Origin of the sequence: Paraburkholderia sp. RL17-380-BIE-A (assembly GCF_046028085.1) — a bacterium.
GTDB lineage: Bacteria > Pseudomonadota > Gammaproteobacteria > Burkholderiales > Burkholderiaceae > Paraburkholderia.
This window is the reverse complement of the sequence record NZ_JARESQ010000001.1, coordinates 485055-503317: the sequence shown is the minus strand read 5'-3', so window position 1 is coordinate 503317 and position 18263 is coordinate 485055. Positions and strand designations below refer to the sequence as shown.

Below are 18263 nucleotides of genomic sequence, written 5' to 3'. Positions count from 1 at the left end.
CGAAACGGACAGCGCCCGGGCAGCGTCGAGCGGCATGGCCCATTCGCGGCGGCGCACGCACCAATGGCATGTGAGTTGCGTAAGGCTGGCCGCCATCCCGGCATTTCTCGCCAGTGGAGTCGTCCCCATGATCAAGCCGATACGGTCGAGCCGTTCGCCGTGCGCCTCACGCCATGCGTCCACCGCACGAGGTGCGTTGTGAAAGGCCGTCGCGCGCTCGAAGCGCTGAATTTTTTCGTGGCCGACGTGCAGGCCGGTATCGGGCCGTTTCTCGGCGTGTTCCTGCAGGCGCGCGGCTGGGGCGCCGATCAGATCGGCACGGTCATGACCATCGGCGGCATCGCCGGCATGCTCGCCACTTCGCCGGCCGGCGCGCTGGTGGATGCGACGCGCCATAAGCGCAGTCTCGTCGTGATCGCGGGGCTGATGACCATGCTCGCTTCCGGCTTGCTGTGGATCTCACATGGCTACTGGATGGTGGCGGCGTCGCAAGTGGCGACCGCGATCACCGGCGCGGCGATCGGCCCGGCGCTGGCCGGCATGACGCTCGGCATGGTCCGGCAGCACGGTTTCGACCGTCAATTCGGCCGCAACCAGGTGGCCAATCATGGCGGCAATGTCGTCGCGGCAGCGCTGTCCGGCTGGCTGGGCTGGCGTTACGGCTTCGGCGCGGTGTTCGTGCTGAGCGCGCTGTTCGGCCTCCTGTCGATCGTGGCCGTGTCGTCGATTCCGGCGGACGCGATCGATCACGATGTCGCGCGGGGCGCCGGTGCAAAGGCGACTGCCGGCGAGCCTGCCGCTGCCGGCGCTCCGGCGAGCGGCCTGCGGGTTCTGCTGCAATCGCGGCCGTTGTTGCTGCTGGCCGCCGCGCTCGGCCTCTTCCACCTAGGCAACGCGGCCATGTTGCCGCTCTACGGCCTCGCGATCGTCGCCGCCCATCAGGGCGAGCCGAGCGCGTTCACTGCGCAGACCATCGTGATCGCGCAACTCGTGATGGTCGCGGCCGCGATGCTGGCGACCCGGCTGATCCGGTGGCGCGGCTACTGGTGGGTGATCCTGCTGACCTTCCTCGCACTGCCGGTGCGCGGGCTGATCGCCGCGTCGGTGATTCATGCGTGGGGCGTGTGGCCGGTGCAAGCGCTCGACGGCATCGGCGCGGGATTGCAGAGCGTCGCGGTGCCGGCGTTGGTGGTCCGCTTGCTGGAAGGCAGCGGGCGCGTGAACGTCGGGCAGGGCGTCGTGATGACCGTGCAGGCCGCCGGCGCTGCGTTGAGTCCGGCTTTGGGCGGGATTCTCGCGCACCGCTTCGGCTATCCCGCTGCGTTCATCGCGCTCGGCGCGGTGTCGACCGGCTCGCTGGTGTTGTGGCTGAGTTTCGGGGCGACGCTCAGGCACGCCTGCGCGGCCGATGGCGGAGCGGCGCGCAATGTGGTCAAGGCAGCCTCGCCGGCGTCGTGACGCTTACATCCGCGAGTGACTCGCTTCGTCTGATGGTACGGAGCTTGCTGGGCCAGGGTGTTCTTTTCGCAAGCTGCCGCCTATGCCTCGAACCCCCTCTACTTGCCAACGGTGGAGCGCCCGCGAGATCCGGATACTGCACGAAGTGCCGCGCGTCCTGGTCGTGGACGACAACGTCGGCGCCGCCGAAGCGCTCGCCACCTATCTCTCCTACGAAGGCGTCGAAGCCCGCGCCGCCAACGGCTGCGAGCAGGCGTTGCGCTGTGTGCGCGACTGGGTGCCCGACGTCGTGGTGCTCGACATCATGATGCCGGAGCGCGATGGTTATGAAACCGCGAGCGCTCTGCGCAGTTATTTGCCGACGCACAGTCTGGGCATTGTCGCGTTCACTTCCCTCGATGAGGATCACGTCAAGGAAACTGGTAAGGCACGTCACAATTTCGACGGCTATTGTCAAAAAGGCACGCCCCCGAGTGCGCTGCTCGCGCTGATGCGCAAGTTCTGGCGCGAATAGCGGCGGCGGATCGAGACGCGTTAGTTGAGCGATTTCGGGTGGGGCGATGCTGGGCGGGCGCGGTGCGTCGCTTTGGAAACCCGCGGTCAATCTTTGAGGCGGTAACGGCGCGATATGAAGCCCGCCGGCCTCAGCGGCAGGCGTCGACCCGAACCAGTCAAGCCGGCTCGCTCAACGCCGGCTCCGCGACGATTTGCCGGAGAATCGCCTCCATCAAGCCGGGAAACCGGCTGTCCAGTTCCGCGCGCCGCAGCGAATTCTGATGCACGGTGCCGGCCACGCGCGTGCGCACCAGGCCGGCCTCACGCAGGATCCGGAAGTGATGGGACACGCTCGATTTGGGGCGGCCCCCGTCGAGATCGCCGCAGGTAGCTTCTTCGACCGACGACAACCGGCGGACGATCTCCAGGCGAACCGGATCGCTCAAGGCATGAAACAGCCGTCCGAGCGTGAAGTCCTCAGCGGCGGGATGGTTATAAGTGCGCATCCTGCAAATGATAAAGGTTTCTGAGATACTTGGTTATTCGATGTTTATCGAACTACCGTACAAGCAAGTCCAAAGGAGTTTTGCACGATGTCCGCATTGTTTCAGCCGTACAAGCTCAAAGACGTTTCCCTGCGCAACCGGATTGCCATTCCGCCAATGTGCCAGTACACGGCCGAGGACGGCCTGATCAACGACTGGCACCGCGTCCACCTGGCCGGTCTTGCGCGCGGCGGTGCCGGGCTGGTAATCGTCGAGGCGACGGCCGTGTCGCCTGAAGGCCGCATCACGCCGGGCTGCGCCGGTATCTGGACTGACGAGCAGGCGCAGGCTTTCGCGCCGGTGGTCGCGTCGATCAAGGCGGCGGGTTCGGTGCCGGGCATCCAGATCGGCCATGCGGGCCGCAAAGCCAGCGCCAATCGTCCGTGGGAAGGCGACGATCACATCGCCGACGGCGACAGCCGCGGCTGGCAAACCATCGCACCTTCGGCGATCGCGTTCGGCGGCAATTTGCCCAAGGTGCCGAAGGCCATGACGCTCGACGACATTGCGCGCGTTCGCGAGGATTTCGTCGCCGCCGCGAGGCGGGCGCGTGACGCGGGCTTCGAGTGGCTCGAACTGCATTTTGCGCACGGCTATCTCGGCCAGAGCTTCTTCTCGACCCACTCGAATCAGCGTGACGACGCCTACGGCGGCAGTCTCGAAAACCGCAGCCGCTTCCTGCTGGAAACGCTGGCGGCGGTGCGCAAGGTGTGGCCGGAGCATCTGCCGTTGACGGCGCGTTTCGGCGTGATCGAGTACGACGGCCGCGACGAGCAGACTCTCGCCGAGTCAATTGAACTCGCGAAGAATTTCAAGCGCGAAGGGCTGGACATGCTGAGCGTCAGTGTGGGCTTCTCCACGCCGAAAGCGGCGATTCCGTGGGCGCCGGCGTTTCTCGCGCCGATTGCGGAACGCGTGCGCCGCGAGGCCGGCATCCCGGTTTCGTCGGCATGGGGCATCGATACGCCGGAACTGGCGGACCGTTCGGTGAAGAACGGGCAACTGGATCTGGTGATGGTCGGCCGCGCGCATCTGGCCGATCCGCACTGGCCGTACCATGCGGCGAAGAAGCTGGGTATCGAGCGAGCGTCGTGGACGCTGCCGGCGCCTTACGCGCATTGGCTCGAACGCTACGCTGTCGCCTGAGTTTCCGTCTCGCGTCGCGTTGTATCGATGTGCTGTTTGCCCCGGCGGTTCATGTGCCGGGGCAGGCGGGATAACCTATATTCCGCCTTTCCGCCTTTCCGCCTTTCCGCCTTTCCGCCTTTCCGCCTTTCCGCCAGTCCTCCGGTCCTCCGGCCCGCCCGCGCCCCAACTCGGCCGTGCGCCGCACAGACCACCCCCGTCTACTTCACGACCCGCACGGGCCGCCGCACCCGTCTCGCGGCTAATCGAACGACGCCGAAATGACAGTAAGCGCATCAAAAATCCGTTTCAATTACTCATCATGAGTCGATAAATCGTTTCAAGCTGGCTCAAATGCGCGTATGCTTGTTTCAATTTGACCATCAAGGGTGTCATGGTGACTTCATCCGACGAGCAAACCACGGGTCAGCATGGTTACAGAAGCGGCGAAGCGGCGCGTTTGGCAAAAATGCCGGTCACGACGTTGCGGATCTGGGAGCGTCGTTACGGCGTGGTTGGACCGGCCAAAACCGCGTCAGGCCAGCGTCTGTACACGGAAGACGACGTCAGGCGACTCAGCCTGATCAAACTGCTGGTGAGTCGCGGCCACGCGATCGGCGCGATCGCGCGGCTCGATCGCGAGCAACTGCAGTTTCTGGCCGCGCGCAGCGGGCGTGAAAGCGGCGGCGCGACCGACATGCCGTTCGCCGAGTCCGCCGATCTCCGGCTGGCTCTCGTGGGCGGCAACCTCGCGCAGCGACTGGAAGCATCGGGTGTCGATTTGCGGCCTTACGGCGTGAACGATCTCGTCACTTTCGCCGACCTCGATCTCGCCAGCGCCGGTACGACCAGTGAGCGCCGCGAGCCGATCGACGCACTGCTCGTCAGCGTCGATTCATTGCAGGAGGAAGTCGCGTCGCAGATCATCGCGCTCGGCGACGCGGTCCGCGCGAAAGCGATCGCGGTCGTCTACGGCTTCGGCACCGGCCCGGCGGCGGAGATTTTGCGCGTGGCGGGCGTGCGTCTCTATCGCGAGCCCGACAGCCGGACGGAATTCCGTCAGATGCTGGGCGACCTCTGCGAACGAACCCGCATTCAGGAGCGCACCGGCGACGACGCCGTATGGGCGCGCGTGCGCCGTCGCTACGACGACCGCGAACTGGAAGCCATTGCCAGCCGTTCTTCGACGATTTCGTGCGAATGTCCGCGCCACCTTGCAGAACTGGTCATGAAACTGTCGGCGTTCGAGCGCTACAGCGACGCGTGTACGTCGCGCTCGGCGCAGGACGCCGCGTTGCACCGCTATCTGGGCGACGTCAGCAACCGGGCTTGCGCGATGGTTGAAGCGGCGCTCGAGCGAGTGGCGCGGGAAGAAGGCTGGTTTGCCGGCGCGCAGCCGCCGCAAGCCGTTCAGGACTAGCACGCGCACACCGTTTCGGAGGATGTGCCATGTCACATGATGCTTCGACGGACGCGACCTTCAGCGCGCCCGCACTGGACGAAAAGAGCGCGCATCTCGCGGCGCTCCTCGAGCGTGTTTCACGGCGCGACGCGAGAGCGTTCGAGACGCTTTACCGGACGTCCGCGCCGTCGCTTTTCGGCCTCGCCGTGCGCGTGACCCGCACCAGCGAATCCGCGGAAGAAGTGCTGCAGGACGGCTTCATCAAGATCTGGCGCTTCGCAGGCTCATACGATCCCGGCAAGGCCTCGCCGTCTACCTGGATGTCGAGCATCGTGAAGAACCAGGCGCTCGATTACTTGCGGCGCAATCCCTACGGGGGCGTATACGTCGAAGAACTGGACGAACGCATTGCCGCGGGCGAGGCCGAGCCGGACCTCTCGCACGAGTTTTCGCTCGACGCCGAGCGCCTGTCGTCCTACCTGGGCCGATTGACGCCGGTTCAGCGCCAGGCGATTGCGCTCGCCTATTTTCGCGGGCAGTCGCAATCGGAAATCGCGCACACGCTGGACGCGCCGATCGGTACGGTCAAAACCTGGATCAGCCGCGGGCTGGAGTCGCTGCGCAGCATGGCCGAGGCTCGCCACGCGCCGCATCGCGGCGGCATCTACTGATACAGGGCAGGATTTGCGGAACGCCTCTTGCTGCAAGGTCTTCTCATTGACCTGACACGGAGGCTTCACGCATGAAACCCTATATCGTCGCGCACATGATGTCCTCGCTCGACGGCCGCAGTTTGACCGACGGCTGGCACCTCGACTATGCGTCCGACCTGTACGAAAACACCGCCGCCACTTTCGAAGCCGATGGCTGGATCTGCGGGCGAGTGACCATGCAGGAAATTTCGCACGGCGAGGACTATCCAAAGGGGCTCGCCAGGGGCCCGGTGCCGCGTACCGATCACTTCGTCGAGCGTAAAGCGGATCAATACGCGATTTCAATCGATCCGCAGGGGCGCGTGGCGTGGAAGAGCAACACCGCGCTCAAGTCGCACGTGATCGAAGTACTGACCGAGCAGGTCTCCGACGACTACCTCGCTTACCTGCAATCGATCGGCGTCTCATACGTGTTCGGTGGCAAGTCCGAGCTCGATCTCGACGCGGTGGTGCAGACACTGGCGCGCGAACTCGGGGTCAAAAAGCTGATCGTGGAGGGCGGCTCGCACGTGAGCGGGGCGTTCGTGAACGCGGGTCTGGTCGACGAAGTGAGCGTGTTGATTCTGCCGCTGGTGGACGGCCGCAGCGAACATCCTTCTTCGTTCGAAGTGGCGATGCAGAAGTGGCAAGCGCCCGCCTATCTGAAACTCACGTCCGTTGAAAAGACGGAACACGACGCTGTCTGGTTGCGCTATACGAAAGCCTGAAAGCGCGCGGCAGAGTGAAATCGAAGTCACTCTGCCGCCGGCCGCTCGCATTATTTTCAGTGCACAGGGATAAGCGGTTATCAGCCTTGCGCGTGTGCGGTCGAGAGCCAGCCGCCGCTCACGCCAATCTCACCGATCTGTTTGGCGACGGCGTCCGCGAGGCGCTTCGCGTCCGCTGACACACCGGCGCGTTGGGTTTCGGTTACGGCATGCAAGCCGCCACCCGCCGCCGCCGAAGTCGCTACACTGCCGGCCGCCGCACCCACACCCGCCGTCTCCACCATGCCCGGCGCCTTGCCGCTGTCCGCGCTGGCATTGAAGGTTTGCACCAGTCGCGGCGCACCGCCCGCGGGCTTATACAGAATCTGCACCGAACTCGTCACTTCGCTCTTGCCCGCACCGAGGCCGATCAGCATGCGGCGGCGACGGTTGCCCGAGTCGATCGTATCGAAGCTGCCTTGAACGAGCAGCACGTTCTGATCGGCTGGCGCGGGAACGTCGGAGCGGATCGCACGCAGACCCATCGATTGCAATTGATGCACGATTTCGTTGGCGACCTGCTCGCGGACTGCGGCGGCGTCCGCGGCCTGCTTTTGCGCAGCGGACGAACCTTCGAGTTGCGTCTTCACTTTCTGCATCATGCCGCCATCCAGTTTGACCTGGTCGGGGCTGGCGTCGAAAGTGTAGACATAAATGTTGTCCGGCCGCACATGGACCGGCGTGTTCGTCTCGCTTGCATGGTCGATGCTGCCGCTCGCGCAGCCGGTCAGCAGAGCGCCGCAGCAGACCATCGCCATGCAGGCAAAACGGGTGGCATTTCTTTTGAGGAATTTCACTGAAGTCAACATGTTCATCCTGTCGTCGGCACGCGGTGCCGGTATGGTCGAGCCGTTCTTCCGATGATCGGGCAACCGTAGGATCGTTGATCATCGGCGAGTCGTCTCGCACGTGAAGCACCCTTGATCTCATGCGTTCTGTTTCATCCGCACCGGCAGCGAAACGAAGTATGGGTGAGTCACTTCCCGAACTCCATCCAACAATTATTTCGTCCTGTGTCACGGCGGCAAGAGGCGCCGCGCGGGGCTTTCGCGCGTCGCAAGCGTCATTGGACGCGGCAGGAAAAGAGGGGGTGGGGTGAGGATCGACCGCGCCGGTCAGCGCCGTGAAGTCATGCAATGGCGCGTGCGGCGCCGCGAGTATCGGGCGTCAGCTCAAGGCGAGTTTGATGATGCAGCCAAGGACAAAAATCAGCAGGAAGGCGGCGACTGCCATGTTCAGCGGATAGCGCATTCTTCACCAGGACACCAGCGTTTGCAGTGCTCATATCCTAATCACCTGACGGAAGATGAACAGTGGCCAAAGAAGCGGCAATGTGGGAAAGCCAACGCAACATGCTGAATGACTGAGCAGCTTGCTGGCGGGAACGCTTCCAGTCGCGGGCCGGATGCAGGAGTTGCCGCACCGCCGCTGACTGACGGAAAAAATGCCCGCGTGCAAAGCGCCGCTCGGCCGGTTATCGGGCTGGCCGTGCAGCGTGGCCGATGCCCTTCAACTCCCGCCGACGGCGCGCGTCCAGGGTGCGCCCGCTGGCGCATTGTTTCCGGATGGCGCATGATTGAAGCGATGTGCCGTCCGACCCCAGAAGCCGAGTGCCTCTATGGGACGCGCGGCGCACGCGAAGCCGCCGGTGCATGCGTCACGGAAACACAACGCGGCAATGCACCGCCGGCGGGTACTCAACCGTTAAGGAGGATTTCGCATGGACCGACCTGACGCCGCCAATCCGTTTGGCGATTTCACCAAAATGCTGGAGCAGTTCAAGCTCCCCGGCTTCGACGTACCCGCCATCATGGAAGCGCGACGCAAGGACATGGAAGCACTGGTTCAGGCGAATCAGACGGCTTTCCAGGGGATGCAGTCGCTCGCGCAGAAGCAGGCTGATATGTTGCGCACGACCCTGAGCGAATTGCAGTCGCTGACGGGCCAGTTATCGGCCGGCGGCGCCGCGCCTTCGGGCAAGGCGGCCGAGTTGATCCAGCAGAGCCTGCACAAGTCGCTTGCCGATATGCAACAACTGGCGCAAGCGGCCTATCAGACGCAAGCCGAGTCGTATGCGGTGATCGCAAAACGCGTAGAAGAGAATGTCGAGGAGCTTAAGTCGCTCCTGCAGCAGCACAAAAAGTAGCGGGCGCTGCGCGTCGAATCGATCGACTCTGCGGAATCGATCGAGCCAGACGCGTCACGTTCGAACGACCGATGCCGTGGTTGACTTTCGAGTCATCCGCGGCATTTTTTTTGTTCTGCGAAGCGCGATGGCGTTGCCGCTTCGTCCTCACGCGACCGGTGTTTTGACGCGTCCTATCGTCAGAGGAAAACGGGCCTTCCAGGCGATTTTTTCAGCGTTCACTTACATCGATCGCATAATGCTGCGCGCATGAATTTTTTTCTGCGCGCGATGCGGGCAATGTGCACTGTCGTTTGCTTTAAACGAGCCGTGCAACGAAAACATGCGCTCGAGCGCCGCCACTTGGTGATCTGGTCCCGAAATATCAAACAGACTCGAACGTTGCCGCGCGGGAGAAAAGTTTAAATCGTTGCGCAAACGATTGCCGCGCCTCACCTCGATGCCTAAAGTTTCGCGCCACCACTCCGTAGACGCATTCACGCAGCACGCAGCTCAACCAGTGTGAATGCAACACCAGCACCACCGGCGAAGCGTGCGCCCCCTAGTTTCCCGTTCGTGACCGGCTCGACGCGTGGTCGTGAGCGTTTCACCTCGAAGGAATTCTCTTGAAACCGATGCTCTATTCCCGCATTGCTCGCGCAATGCTCGGGGCAAGCTGCGCGCTGTCGTTTGCCGCGCACGCGACGCTCGGCCAGAACGTGAGCACTGTCGACAGCGATCAATCCCGCTTGCGCGCAGTGGCTCACACGGCGACTACGCAAAGCGCGTATTCGGTCCATCTGATGACGCTGCCGTCCGGCACGCTGGTGCGCGAGTACGTCGCGCCCAACGGCATCGTGTTCGGTGTCGCATGGGAAGGCCCCACGTTGCCGGATCTGAAATCCATGCTGGGGACGTCGTTCGACGCCTACGTCTCCGCCGCCGCGACGCGTCGCGGCACGCCGCTCGCGGTCTCCAGCGGCGATCTGGTGGTCTACTCCGGCGGCCATCTTCGCGCGTTCGCCGGCCACGCGTATTTGCCGCCAGCGGTGCCTGCGGGCGTCGATGTCGGCGTCATTCAATAACGGTGCGGATCATGCGTCATATGTCTTCCTTCAGGATCCTGCTGTGCGCGGCGCTGCTTGCACTGCTCGTCAGTGCTTGCGGCGGCGGGGGCGGCGGGTCCAGCAGCACGGCCAGTTCGAGCAGTTCGAACTCGGCCGGTCCCACCGTGATCAACACCGCGCCGTCGTCGCAAGTGCTGGCCGCGAACGCAGTGCGCGTGACGGTCGACTCCGGCGTGAGCGACGTGCCGAACATGCCGTTCGTCAGCATCACGATTTGTGCGCCGGGTACGGCTCAATGCCAAACCATCGACCACATACTGGTCGATACCGGGTCGTGGGGCGTGCGCATCTTTGCTTCCCAGTTGCCCGCGACAATGACCCTGCCGCAACAGAAGGACGCCGCGGGCAATCAGGTCGCCGAATGCATGCAGTTCTTCGACGGTTACACGTGGGGCGCGGTGAAGCTCGCTGATTTGCAGATTGCCGGTGAAAAAGCCGCCTCGCTGCCGATCCAGGTGATCGACCCGAACTACGCTTCACTGCCGGCCGATTGCGCGAGCGTCGGCGCATCGCGCAACACGCCGGCCGCGTTGCAGGCCAACGGCATTCTCGGCATCGGCGTGTTCAAGCACGACTGCGGCGCGAACTGCGTGCAGCAGGCGCTGGCCGGCACGTATTACGGCTGCAACGGCACGACATGCACGTCGATTCCGCTTGCCGAAGAACTCCAGGTCGCCAATCCGATTCCGTACTTCGCCGCCGACAACAACGGTTCGATGCTGAGCCTGCCGACGGTCTCGGGTGCCGCGCAGTCGGTCACGGGGCAACTGGTGTTCGGCATCGGCACGCAGACCAACAATACGCTGGGCGGCGCGCAAGTGATCGGCGTGAGTCCGTCGAACGGCACCTTTACCACCGTGCAGAACGGCACGACCTATTCGCGCAGCATTCTGGACAGCGGTTCGACCGGGCTGTTCTTTCAGACCAGCTCTTTGCCGGTATGCGCGAGCCCGAATAATTCGTACTACTGCCCGGTGTCGACCGCGCAAATGAGCGCGATGATCCAGGGGGTGAACGGGACCACGAGCGCGGTGAATTTCAGCGTCGGCAATGCTACGACGATTGCACAGACCTATAGCGGCGATTCGGCGCTGCCGCTGCTGGCGGGACCGGCGTTCGTTCAGTCCACGATCTTCGATTGGGGTTTGCCGTTCTTCTACGGTCGCAATGTGTATGCCGCCGTCGAGCAGCAGGCGACACCTGGCGGTACGGGGCCTTACGTCGCGTATTGAGTTCGGAAGACAGCTTGTCTGGTCGGCGCTTTTTGGCGAGCGCTTTGGCGAGACTCGCCAGATATGAAAACGGGCCGCGACGGGACATGTTCCGTCGCGGCCCGTCAGTTGATAAGGGATTCGTCGTTACGTCTTGTCGAGACTGTTGAGCACCGCCAACACGGCCTCGCCGAACGCCTCGGGACGCCCCGCGAAGATACGTTCGACGGCTTTCCCGTCGATCAGGCGCCGGCGCAGCGCCTCGCGCTCATCGTGCTGCTCGGCGAGCCGTGCGGCGGCGCGCACGTACTCGTCGGTCGAGTGAGCGGTCAGCCACGACGGCAAGCCGGCGCGCCCGAACAGGCCGCTGTCGATATGCTCGAATACTTCGCGCCCGCACAGATTGACACCGGGCAGGCCCATGGTGAACGAATCGACGATGCCGTTGGTGTTGCCGAACGGGAACGGGCTCACGAACATGTCCATCGTGTTGAGGACTTTCAGATACGTCGGGTAGTCGAGCGAACCGTACACGTCCACGCTCGATTGCGGCAGCGTCGCGTGAATCGATTTTCTGACGTACGCCAGATCGATGCCTTCGCTCCAGCATGTCATGAAATGGAATTTGACCGGCACACGAGCGGTGTGAACGATCGCCTTGCAGGTTTCGAGAAAGTGCGGATTGATCTTCATCGCACTGGCCGTCACCCCGATGTTGACGATGTCGCCTCGCGCCGGAATTGACGGCACGATTTCGGTGAGCAGTTTCGACGGCACGTACGGTTGGCCATCCTTCGGCAAACGCATCATTTTTTCGCTGAAGCACGCCGGGTCGCCGACGAAATCTTCTTCGACGCTCACGTAGTCCATATGCGCCGCGTGCATCGTTGCCGGATGACCGAGACCCGCGATCTGCAGTGGCGCGACGCGCAGGTTTGACAGAAAGATCGTGTGCGAGAACATGCCGACACTCGGCATATAAAGCACATCCGGTTGCTCGCGCGTGGCGAATGCCTGGATCTGGCGGATGCAATCGCCGATGTATTCCGGATGCTCGAATTCGACGAAACGATCGAAAATCGCGCGCCCTGTTTCGTCCACATGCTGCGCCTCGCCGAACGCGACGACTTCGAAATGCTCGCGCGCGGCGAGCATTGTGCGTGAATGGGTGCGGTAGATCGAGTGGCCGCCCGTGAACCATTCGAGAACCACCAGCATCACCGGCTTGCGGTTCTTATCGTGTCGTTTGGCCGGCGTGCGTGGGACGTTGGCTTCATGGTCGAGCAGGCCGAGTGTCTCCAGTTTTTTGCGAACCAGCTTGTTGATGCTGCGCTTGATTGCGTGCCGATCGGGCGAGGTGGAATAGCTGCAATGCATGTAAGCGCCGCACACGGCGGCGGTCGGCAAGTCGTCGAGGTCTTCGATACTCTCCAGCGCGCCCGGCAACCAGCCGAGCAGCCGCTCGCGTTTTTCGTGCGCGGCGGGCGAGATGTGCACGGCCGCGCTGACGATAGAAACGCCGAGGCTGGTCGCGAGCACCGGGTCGCATCGATGAAGATCCGCGAAATCGATATCGTATTGCGAACCCGACGTGTAGAGCACCAGTTGCTTGCGGGTCAATACGTCGCGCGTGGCGTTGTTGTCGTTGTTGTCGTGCGCGGCGTCGAGCAGCGTGCGGACGATGTGATCGGTCGATCCATACGACGACACGGCGAAGATCATGTTGATCCATGGCCGCCCCCAAAACAGGATGTTCATTTTCTCCGCGGCGAGCGTGTACTCGGGCGCCGAAAACAGCGCGGTGAATCCGTCGGCGATGCGCTGCAAGGTGCGCTGCGACGCTTCGTCGCCGGGCGAATTCGGACTGCTGCGGGCAAAGCGTTCGCCGCCGAGCGTGCCGCGCTTTTCGCAGAGCGTTTTGAGCAGCGCGCAGAACTCCTCGTGCGCGGCATCGTAGTCACGGGACTGGATCTGGGATTCGAATCGATCGAGGGAGAATTCTGTGCTCATGGTGACGGTCGAGAGTGAACGGCATGCGGTGTTCCGCATGCGCGTCGTGTTCAATGACAGGAAGGCGGGCGACGGGGCGTGAGACCCACTGCGGATTGCGACGCGTGATGGGACGCGCGCCGCGCCGAGTTCGGGCGATGTCCACTGACTGCGTGTGTCGCCAACGGAATCCGATTGTCAAAGAATTCGACCGGGATGCATCTAGGAAGAGTCTTATTTTGAGAAAGGCTTTTGAAGAGGCCTTTGAGCCGATGCGGTGCGAGAGCGCGCCTAGCGCCGCCGCGTGGCCCGCTTTGCCGGGGTTGTTTGGACGGCGGCGGGCTCCGGCTGCAACGGTGACTCGGATGCCACGGGTTCCAACTGCGGCGGCGGGGCCTCCACCGGTTGTGCCGGCGCTTGCGAAGCTACGGCCTGCCCCGGCGGCGTCGCCGCTTCGCGCGGCACGGATTTGTCGCCGGCCGCCTCGATCACGCGATGCACGAAACGCAGCTTCTCCACCACCGGCGCGGCGAGCGTGAACGGATAACCGTCCGGCATGCCAAGACTCCGGTTCAGGCTGTTCAGCGCATAGGTGAGTGGAAACCAGCGCTTCATCAGATTCTCGAAGCTGGCGTCTTCCACCGGCGTGCGATCGGTCAGCGTCGGCTCGCTCGGATCGTCGGGCAGCAGCGCAACGCCGTACGAGGTCGACGTATCCAGCACGTCGACGATAAGCATGTAGTGCGCCCACGTCTCGGCCCAATCTTCCCAGGGATGCATCGTGGCATACGCGCTGATATACGACGCCTGCCAGTCGGCCGGCGCGCCGTCGCGATAGTAGGCGTTCAACGCCTCGCCATAGTCGATGCTTTCGTCGCCGAACAGTTTGCGGAACGGTTCGAGCCAGCGCGGGTTGTTCTCGACGAGCTGGCTGAAGTAGTAGTGCCCGGTCTCGTGCCGGAAGTGGCCGAGCAAGGTCCGGTACGGCTCGCCCATCGCGGTGCGGACTTTCTCGCGGTACGCGTCGTCGGCTTCGGCGATGTTCAGCGTGATCAGGCCGTTATCATGGCCGGTCATGACGCGCGAACCGTCGCCGCCGTCTTCGAGGAATTCGAAGGCGAGGCCATGTTCCGGGTCGGCCTGGCGCGACTTCACGTCGAGACCGAGTTCGGCCAGTGTGTACAGCAGGCGACGTTTGGCCATTTCAAGCCGATACCAGTAGAGCCGATTGTCCGGCGCGCTCAGATTCGGAATCGTCAAGGTCAACTGGCAGGCGCGGCATAGCACGTCCGGCGAGTCGGCGGGGATCATCCAGTTACAGACGTTTTCGACGGCGTAGTTGTGGCATTGGCGGAACAGCGCACCGTCGGCGCCCGGATGCAGGCTGCGCCAGCGTCCATCGCCGGCGTCTTCGAACGCGCTGATTTCCGCCAGTTCAGGTACATAGCCGAGCAATGACTCGCAACGTTCGCAACGCACGTTTTCATAGAACACGAGGTGCGAGCAGTGATTGCAGTGGAAGGTTTTCATCGGTCGAGCCTGGGAGGTGGAGGGCGGGCATGAGCGAACAGCTGCCGCAATCTTCATGCCGCATTTGCCAGACGTCACTGGTTTAACGCACATTACGTGCATGATCGTGCATGAGCGTTGCGCCGCTTTGGTGCGTGAGCTTGGAAATGGCAGGAGAAGGGTGCTCGGTTCGATCGACCGGACGGTCGGCCAGGCGCGGCAAAGTTCATCGCAGGCGGTGATCCGGGCAGTACGGGCAGTTCAGGCGGTTTTTCGCACTTGTTCAATAAACGGCATGAAGCTTGCTTTTTGGCGGGCTGCCATCCTTCGTCCAGGAGTCCGGTGTGTCCATACGCGTCGCGTTGCATCATGTCACACATTACCGCTACGACAGGCTGGTTTCACTGTCGCCCCAGGTCGTGCGTCTCAGGCCTGCGCCGCATTGCCGGACCCCGATCCTGTCGTATTCGATGCGGGTCGAGCCGGCTGAACATTTCATCAACTGGCAGCAGGACGCGTTCGCCAACTATCAGGCGCGGCTGGTGTTCCCCGAGAAGACGCGCGAATTCAAGGTGACGGTCGATCTGATCGCCGAAATGGCGGTCTACAACCCGTTCGACTTCTTTCTCGAGCCCTCGGCCGAGCGATTCCCGTTCGAATACTCACCCGGCCTCGCGCTGGAACTCGCGCCGTACCTCGTCAAGCGGCCGATGACGCCGCGCTTCGCCGAATTCGTCAAGAGTATCGACCGCACGCCGGCTGCCACCGCCGACTTTCTCGTCGGCCTGAATCAGCGGCTGCAACGCGAGATTCGCTACCTGATCCGGATGGAGCCGGGCGTGCAGACGCCCGAGGAAACGCTCGTGAGCGCGGCGGGCTCGTGCCGCGATTCCGGCTGGCTGCTGGTCGAGACCTTGCGGCAACTGGGGCTGGCGGCGCGCTTCGTGTCCGGCTACCTGCTGCAACTCGCGCCCGACGTCAAATCCATCGACGGCCCCAGCGGCACCGAGGTCGATTTCACCGACCTGCACGCGTGGTGCGAAGTGTATCTGCCGGGTGCGGGCTGGATCGGCCTCGATCCGACCTCCGGGCTGCTGGCGGGCGAAGGGCATATCCCCGTCGCCTGCACGCCCGAGCCGGGCAGCGCGGCGCCGATCTCCGGCGCCGTGGACGAATCCGAGGTGGAGTTCGAACACACCATGTCGATCGAACGGGTGCTGGAGACGCCGCGCGTCACCAAGCCGTTCAGCGAAACCGTGTGGGCCGACGTGCTGAAAATGGGCGCCCACGTGGACCAGCAACTCGCCGGCATGGACGTGCGTCTGACCATGGGCGGCGAGCCGACCTTCGTCTCGGTACGCGATCGCGACGCCGCCGAATGGAACACGGACGCGCTCGGCCCGACCAAGCGCGGCTACGCGGTCGCGCTGATGGAAAAGCTGCGCGCGCGCTACGGCGCGAACGGCTTCCTGCATATCGGCCAGGGCAAGTGGTATCCGGGCGAGCAATTGCCGCGCTGGGCCATGTCGCTGTACTGGCGCGCCGACGGCGAACCCTGCTGGCACAACCCCGCGCTGTTCGCGGACGAGCGCGAGCCCGGCACCTACACGGCTGCCGACGCGCAACGCTTCCTCGCGCATCTGGCGACGAAACTCGCGCTCGACGCGGACTGCATCCAGCCCGGCTTCGAGGACGTCTGGTACTACTTGTGGCGCGAGCGCCGTCTGCCGGTCAACGTCGATCCACTCGACGCGCGCCTCGACGACGAACTGGAGCGCGTGCGTCTGCGCCGCGTATTCGACGCGGGACTGGGCGGCGCGACCGGTTACGTGCTGCCGCTCGCGCGCGAACGCGAGGTGCCGCACGAGGCGCCGAAGTGGGTCAGCGGCCGCTGGTTCTTCCGCGACGAGCGCATGTTCCTGATTCCGGGCGATTCGCCAATGGGCTATCGGCTGCCGCTCGATTCGCTGCCGTGGGTGTCGAAGACCGACTACCCGTATCAGCACGCGCACGACCCGTTCGCGCCGCCGGTGCCGTTGCGTTCGGCCGCGCAATTGCGCATGCAATACGACGGCGAGCAACGCGGCATGAGCCCCGCCGATGCGCGGCGCGCGGCGGCATTGTCGACGTCGGCGGCGGAGCTGCTGAGCGGCATGCCGGGCGGCGGTGTGCTGGCCTATGCGCGTCAGCCCGGCGATGGGCCGATGCCGGCGCGCGGGCAGTCGTCGAAGGAAACGATCCGGACGGCGATTTGCGTCGAAGCGCGCGACCCGAAGCGGGCAGCCGGTCCGAAATCCGAAACGGAAGCGTTCGGCAGCGGGCGGACGCTGCTGCATGTGTTCATGCCGCCGCTCACCGAACTCGACGACTATCTCGACCTGCTCGCCGCCGTCGAAGCGACGGCCGCCGAGTTGCGCATGCAGGTGGTGCTCGAAGGTTATCCGCCGCCGCGTGACGCGCGCCTGAAAGTGCTGCAGGTCACGCCGGACCCCGGCGTGATCGAGGTGAACATTCATCCCGCGGCGAACTGGGATCAACTGGTCGACCACACGGAGTATCTGTATCAGTCCGCGGCGGAGAGCTATCTCAGCAGCGAGAAGTTCATGACCGACGGCCGCCACACCGGAACCGGCGGCGGCAATCACTTCGTGCTCGGCGGCGCGACGCCCGCGGATAGTCCGTTCCTGCGCCGCCCCGACCTGCTGGCGAGCCTGATCGCTTACTGGCACAACCATCCATCGCTGTCGTATCTGTTTTCCGGGCTGTTCATCGGACCGACCAGCCAGGCGCCGCGGGTCGACGAAGCGCGCAACGACCAGGTCTACGAGCTCGAAGTGGCGTTTCGCGAATTGCAGCGGCAGATCGACATGCTCGGCGGCCGCGAAAGCGCGAGCCTGCCGCCGTGGATGATCGACCGGTCGCTGCGCAACATCCTGATCGACGTGACGGGCAACACGCACCGCGCCGAGTTCTGCATCGACAAGCTCTATTCGCCGGACGGCCCGACCGGCCGTCTCGGCCTGCTCGAATTGCGCGGCTTCGAAATGCCGCCGCACGCGCGCATGAGTCTGGTGCAGCAACTGCTGCTGCGCGCGCTGGTGGCGCGCTTCTGGCACACGCCGTACACGCAGCGGCTCACCCGTTGGGGCACGGAGTTGCACGACCGCTTCCTGCTCGGCACCTTTGTGAAGATGGATTTCGACGACGTGCTCGGCGAACTGAACCGCGCGGGCTACGCCTTCGACAGCAGCTGGTTCGCGCCGCACTTCGAATTCCGCTTCCCGCTGGTCGGCGAAACGACGGTGAACGGCGTCTCGCTGACGATTCGCAACGCGCTCGAACCGTGGCATGTGATGGGCGAGGAGGGCTCGGCGGGCGGCACGGTGCGTTACGTGGATTCGTCGGTGGAGCGGCTCGAAGTGCGTGCGCTCGGCCTGAACGACAACCGCCATGTGCTGACCGTCAACGGCGTGCCGGTGCCGTTGCAGCCGACTGGCCGCGTCAGCGAATATGTGGCCGGCGTGCGCTTTCGCGCGTGGTCGCAGCCGTCGGCGCTGCATCCGACCATCGGCGTGGACGCGCCGCTCACTTTCGATCTGGTCGATACATGGAGTGGCCGCTCGGTGGGCGGATGCCAGTATCATGTCGCTCATCCGGGCGGGCGCAATTACCAGACCTTCCCGATCAACGCCTATGAGGCGGAAAGCCGGCGGCGCGCGCGCTTCTTCGCGACGGGACACACGCCGGGGCCGCTCACGGTCGATGCACCTCAGCGCAGTCTGGAGTTTCCTTTCACACTGGATCTGCGCTACTGGTAA

The 18263-nt window shown here is 63.9% G+C and carries 15 protein-coding genes; 10 read left to right on the top strand and 5 right to left on the bottom strand.

The window, feature by feature from the left end; all coding sequences use genetic code 11:
- Nucleotides 1-198 precede the first annotated feature (198 nt).
- Both P0D68_RS02255 and P0D68_RS02250 read left to right on the top strand, forming a co-directional pair.
- The gene (locus P0D68_RS02255; protein ID WP_408300085.1) at nt 199-1458 is read left to right on the top strand and encodes an MFS transporter; all 1260 of its coding nucleotides are present in this window, start codon (nt 199-201) and stop codon (nt 1456-1458) included.
- An 82-nt stretch (nt 1459-1540) separates the two neighbouring features.
- A complete protein-coding gene (locus P0D68_RS02250; protein WP_408185546.1) occupies nt 1541-1972 on the top strand; it encodes a response regulator in 432 nt (143 codons plus the stop codon).
- A gap of 157 nt (nt 1973-2129) precedes the next feature.
- Here P0D68_RS02250 and P0D68_RS02245 read toward each other — a convergent pair whose 3' ends face one another.
- Entirely contained in the window at nt 2130-2459 is a 330-nt protein-coding gene (locus P0D68_RS02245; protein ID WP_091807006.1) for an ArsR/SmtB family transcription factor, read from the bottom strand.
- Nucleotides 2460-2546: 87 nt separating this feature from the next.
- Between P0D68_RS02245 and P0D68_RS02240 the strand changes: the two genes are divergently transcribed.
- The 4 genes from P0D68_RS02240 to P0D68_RS02225 all read left to right on the top strand — a co-directional run bounded on the left by P0D68_RS02240 (nt 2547) and on the right by P0D68_RS02225 (nt 6445).
- Entirely contained in the window at nt 2547-3644 is a 1098-nt protein-coding gene (locus tag P0D68_RS02240) for an NADH:flavin oxidoreductase/NADH oxidase (protein WP_408300083.1), read from the top strand.
- Between the two features lie 373 nt (nt 3645-4017).
- On the top strand, nt 4018-5043 hold the full coding sequence (locus tag P0D68_RS02235) for a MerR family transcriptional regulator (protein ID WP_408300081.1): 1026 nt from the start codon (nt 4018-4020) through the stop codon (nt 5041-5043).
- A gap of 29 nt (nt 5044-5072) precedes the next feature.
- The gene (locus P0D68_RS02230; RefSeq protein WP_091807013.1) at nt 5073-5696 is read left to right on the top strand and encodes an RNA polymerase sigma factor; all 624 of its coding nucleotides are present in this window, start codon (nt 5073-5075) and stop codon (nt 5694-5696) included.
- Between the two features lie 71 nt (nt 5697-5767).
- Nucleotides 5768-6445, top strand: coding sequence for a dihydrofolate reductase family protein (locus P0D68_RS02225; protein WP_408300079.1), 678 nt, complete (start codon nt 5768-5770; stop codon nt 6443-6445).
- 80 nt (nt 6446-6525) lie between these two features.
- Here the strand turns inward: P0D68_RS02225 and P0D68_RS02220 are convergent, their stop codons facing one another.
- Nucleotides 6526-7293: a DUF4410 domain-containing protein gene (locus P0D68_RS02220; protein ID WP_408300077.1), complete on the bottom strand. Its 768-nt coding sequence runs from the start codon at nt 7291-7293 to the stop codon at nt 6526-6528.
- 911 nt (nt 7294-8204) lie between these two features.
- Between P0D68_RS02220 and P0D68_RS02215 the strand changes: the two genes are divergently transcribed.
- On the top strand, nt 8205-8630 hold the full coding sequence (locus P0D68_RS02215; protein WP_091807016.1) for a phasin family protein: 426 nt from the start codon (nt 8205-8207) through the stop codon (nt 8628-8630).
- A 222-nt stretch (nt 8631-8852) separates the two neighbouring features.
- Here P0D68_RS02215 and P0D68_RS02210 read toward each other — a convergent pair whose 3' ends face one another.
- A complete protein-coding gene (locus P0D68_RS02210) occupies nt 8853-9110 on the bottom strand; it encodes a hypothetical protein (protein WP_408300073.1) in 258 nt (85 codons plus the stop codon).
- Between the two features lie 134 nt (nt 9111-9244).
- On the opposite strand from P0D68_RS02210, the gene P0D68_RS02205 reads away from it, so the two are divergent.
- Together P0D68_RS02205 and P0D68_RS02200 are read left to right on the top strand one after the other, a co-directional pair.
- Nucleotides 9245-9694 (top strand): DUF2844 domain-containing protein, encoded by a 450-nt coding sequence (locus P0D68_RS02205; RefSeq protein WP_408300210.1) that lies wholly within the window; start codon nt 9245-9247, stop codon nt 9692-9694.
- A gap of 11 nt (nt 9695-9705) precedes the next feature.
- The gene (locus tag P0D68_RS02200) at nt 9706-10968 is read left to right on the top strand and encodes a DUF3443 domain-containing protein (protein WP_408300071.1); all 1263 of its coding nucleotides are present in this window, start codon (nt 9706-9708) and stop codon (nt 10966-10968) included.
- 126 nt (nt 10969-11094) lie between these two features.
- Here P0D68_RS02200 and P0D68_RS02195 read toward each other — a convergent pair whose 3' ends face one another.
- Together P0D68_RS02195 and P0D68_RS02190 are read right to left on the bottom strand one after the other, a co-directional pair.
- Complete coding sequence (locus P0D68_RS02195) at nt 11095-12957, bottom strand: adhesin (protein WP_408300069.1); 1863 nt, start codon at nt 12955-12957, stop codon at nt 11095-11097.
- A gap of 270 nt (nt 12958-13227) precedes the next feature.
- The gene (locus P0D68_RS02190; protein ID WP_408300067.1) at nt 13228-14466 is read right to left on the bottom strand and encodes a zinc-binding metallopeptidase family protein; all 1239 of its coding nucleotides are present in this window, start codon (nt 14464-14466) and stop codon (nt 13228-13230) included.
- Nucleotides 14467-14789: 323 nt separating this feature from the next.
- Here P0D68_RS02190 and P0D68_RS02185 point away from each other — a divergent pair, with 323 nt between their 5' ends.
- Nucleotides 14790-18263, top strand: a complete 3474-nt coding sequence (locus P0D68_RS02185) for a transglutaminase family protein (RefSeq protein ID WP_408300065.1) — start codon at nt 14790-14792, stop codon at nt 18261-18263.